This is a genomic window from Actinosynnema sp. NPDC059797 (genome assembly GCF_042732085.1).
Classification (GTDB): domain Bacteria; phylum Actinomycetota; class Actinomycetes; order Mycobacteriales; family Pseudonocardiaceae; genus Actinosynnema.
Map to the genome: position 1 here is coordinate 1 of NZ_JBHWIE010000556.1, position 3,480 is coordinate 3,480.

Annotated in this window: 3 protein-coding genes; 2 read left to right on the top strand and 1 reads right to left on the bottom strand. The window is 76.1% G+C overall.

Annotation, left to right across the window (positions count from 1 at the left end; genetic code table 11):
- Positions 1-304 precede the first annotated feature (304 nt).
- The gene (locus ACFV4N_RS41515; protein WP_499678185.1) at positions 305-2,176 is read left to right on the top strand and encodes a tetratricopeptide repeat protein; all 1,872 of its coding nucleotides are present in this window, start codon (positions 305-307) and stop codon (positions 2,174-2,176) included.
- Positions 2,177-2,279: 103 nt separating this feature from the next.
- Entirely contained in the window at positions 2,280-2,768 is a 489-nt protein-coding gene (locus ACFV4N_RS41520; protein WP_499678186.1) for an allene oxide cyclase barrel-like domain-containing protein, read from the top strand.
- Here ACFV4N_RS41520 and ACFV4N_RS41525 read toward each other — a convergent pair.
- A partial coding sequence (locus ACFV4N_RS41525; protein WP_499678187.1) for a type 1 periplasmic-binding domain-containing protein occupies positions 2,755-3,480 on the bottom strand: 726 nt, incomplete at its 5' end. The genes ACFV4N_RS41520 and ACFV4N_RS41525 overlap by 14 nt on opposite strands.

Genomic DNA, 3,480 nt, shown 5'->3' on the forward strand with positions numbered 1-3,480 from the left:
CCGCTGCGCGGTGGCCGTGCGGCTGGTCGGCCCGGAGGGCCTGCCCGCGCCCAGGCTGGACGACTGGTTGGTCGAGGCGCTGGAGGCGCTGGCCGGCCTGGTGGGCTCCGGCGACCGGTCGGCGCTGCCGCTGGCCGGCACCGGGTCCGCAGCCGGTTAGCCGAGCGGTCCTCGGCTCCGGGCCGGGTCGGCGGCGCGGGTGGAGCGCGCCGGGCCGATCCGGTGGCCGATTCCTGACAAAGCCGCCTCCCGCGCCCCCGTCCCGTGGTCTGCTGTACCGGGGCAAGGCGCTGAGGGGGCGTGGATGGACGAGCGGCGGCCGGACGAGGCAGCGAACGAGGCAGCGGACCGGGTCAGGGGAACGGAAGAGCCCACGACCGCAGAAGAACCCAGGACCGCGGAAGAACCCAAGGCCGCGGAAGAACCCCGCGTCACCGAGCAACCCGGGACCACCGAACACCCGGGGTTCGCCGAGCAACCCGGAGTCGCCGAGCAGCCTCGATCCACCGAGCAGCCCGAGGCCACGGAGCAGTTCGGGACCACGGAGCAGCCGGGAGCGCCAGGGCAGCCCGGCGTTGCCGGGCAACCCGGGTTCGCCGCGCAGCCGGAGTGGGTCGACGACACGCCGACCGACCCTCGGCTGCCCCTCCTGACACCGCCCCCGCCCCCACCCCCGCCGCTGCCCGCGCGGTGGCGCGCCGCCGCCGTGCTGCTCAACCTCACCGGGCTCGGGCTGGGCTACGCCTACCTGGGCCGCTGGGTGCGCGCGTGGGTGGCGACCGTGGTCGGGGTGGCGCTGGTGTTCACCGCCTACGCGACCGACGCGTCCCGGTCGCCGTGGGCGTGGCGCGCGGTCGCGGTGGTGTGGCTCGCGGCCCTGGCGCTCGACGCCTCCCGCCTCGCCTCGCGGCACCCCCGCCCGCACGGCCGGCCGACCAGGTCGCGGCCGGTGCTGGTCGGGGCGCTGGCCGTGGTCGTCGTCGCGGGCGCGTACGCCGGGTACGGCCTGGCCGGGCGCGCCGCCCACGCCGACGGGACCGCGGCGCAGGCGGCCGGGGACTGCGCGACCGCGACCGACGAGTTCGACGCGGTCACCGGGTTCTACCGGCTGACCCTGAGCGCCGACGTGGCCGAGGCGAAGCGGGCGCGGGTCGAGTGCGCCGACTACGTGCGGGCCGTCGAGTCCCAGCGCGGCGGCAGCCACGACCGCGCGGTGGAGGAGTACCTGCGGTTCCGGCAGGACCACCCGGACAGCGTGCTGCGGCCGTTCGCGCGCGACAACCTGGTCGAGACCTACGCGACCTGGGCGCGGGAACTGCGGGACGACCAGGAGTTCAGCCGGTCCATCGAGGTCTACCGCGACCTGGTCGAGGAGGAGCCGTCCTTCCGGCCCGAGGCCGCCGAGACCTACCTGCTGCTGGCGCGCAACCCCACGTCGACCGAGCCGGTGGCCCGCGCCCGCGGCTCGGTGGACGCCCTGCTGGTCGTCGTGGACGAGTTCGGGGACACGCCGGCCGCCGCCGAGGTGCCCGCCACGCTCGACGCCGTCTACGCCGAGGCCGTCGCGCCTTACGGGCGCGGGGAGTTCTGCAACTCCCTGTCGCCGCTGGAGTACTTCGCCGGGCTGACCGCCGAGGCCACCGGGAAGGTGGCGGGCGACGCCCGGAACAACCTGCCGCGCGCCGTGCTGGAGTGCGGCCTCGGGCAGTTGCGCGACGGGCAGTCGGGCAACGCCGTGACCACGCTGGAGCGGTTCGTCACCACCTACCCCGAGCACGCCGACGCCGCGCAGGCCCGGTCGGCGCTGATCTCGGCCAAGGTCGCGGTCGGCACGGGCGAACAGCTGCCGGTGCCCGCGCCGCTGGGCGCCTCCGGCCCGGTGCGGGTGACGTTCTACAACGGCGTCAACTCGCCGGTCAGCGTGCGCGTGGCCGGGTCGACCGCGCACGAGTTCAACCTGCCCGCCTGCTCCAGCTGCCCACCGTCGTTCGCGCCGGGCGCGACGGGCGACGCGTGCGCCTCGTTCGCCGGGCTGCCCGGCCACACCGTGGGCCTGAACGCGGGCCGGCACCACGTGCTGGGCGAGTACCTGTCCGCGACGGACCTCGCCGAGTCGTTCGACGTGAGCGGCGGAGGGGCCGACCTGTACTGCATCTACGTGGTTCGGAGGTTCTGACGGCGGATCGCCGGGGGTCCACACGAACGTGGGATTGCCCGGCGCACCACCCCTCTTCCGCGCTTACCGTCCGTTCGGAGTGGACGAACGCGGAGGTGGTGTCGTGCGGGTTCAACCGTTGCTGGTCCTGGCCCTGGCGGGCGGGCTGGTGGGCGCCGACCAGGTCCGGGCCGACCAGGTCCGGGCGGCCGAGGAGGCGACCGTCGAGGTGGTGACCAGGCGCACCCTCATGTCCGCGCCCGTCACCCCGGCGGTCGGGAGCGGCTTCGTCGCCGGCGGCGACCTGTTCGACGCGAGCGGGGACAACCGCGTCGGCGAGGGCTTCTCGCACTGCGGCGTGCTGGCCGTCACGACCGGGCTGCCGCCCTCGGTGTCCACGCACTGCACCTCGACGTTCCGCCTAGCCGACGGCGAGCTGCACCTGTCGGGCCGGCGGAACTACAAGTCCATCGCGGGCGGGTTCGAGAACACCTCGGTGGCCGTCGTCGGCGGCACCGGCGCCTACGCCACCGCCCGCGGCGAGGGCAGGGTGGTCCGGTCCGACTCCGCCGACGTGGCCTACGAGTTCACCTTCACCATCACCACCGGCTGATCCGCGGCGCACCCGTCACGGGCGCGAGCGACGCGCGGCGGTTGTCCACCACGACCAGCGACGGGCCGCTGCGCCACTGCCCGCCGGCGAGCGGCACCAGCGCCACCCCCGGCGCGGGTCCGGCGGTCCAGTCCAGCACGCCCGCCACCGTCGCCAGCCGGGTCCGCGCCAGCACCTCGGCCACCGGTGTGCCGCGGTCCGCGTTGGCGAGCGCGTGCGCGGCCACCTCGAACAGGGCGTGCGCCAGGCCGAGCGGTTGCAGCCACGGCCGCCCCGTGCCCGCCTCGTAGGCCGCCGCCAGGTCCCGGGGCGCGCGGGAGCCGCCGACGTGCTCGTGCCCCGGCGACCACGACACGACCGTGGCCACCCCGTCCAGGCCGTGCCGGGCCACGTCGAACGGGTAGGTCAGCCACCGCGAGCAGGTCACCAGGCGGGGCCGCCACGCGCGCACCGCGGCGACCAGGTCCTCGGCGGTCGCCGCGCCGGTCGCCACCTCCACGTCGCACCCGGGCAGCGGGTCGCCGCTCCCCTCCCGGCAGGGCACGTCGACCAGGTGGTGGCCGCGGCCGGCCGCGACGGGCCGGAACCAGCGCCGCAGCGCCGCGCCCTGCGGCCCGTCGTTCCACAGGCAGCCGACGGTCCGCGCCGGGCCCAGGTGCTCCCACAGGTCCGCGAACACCGACGCGATGTCGTCCACGCACCAGCAGAAGTG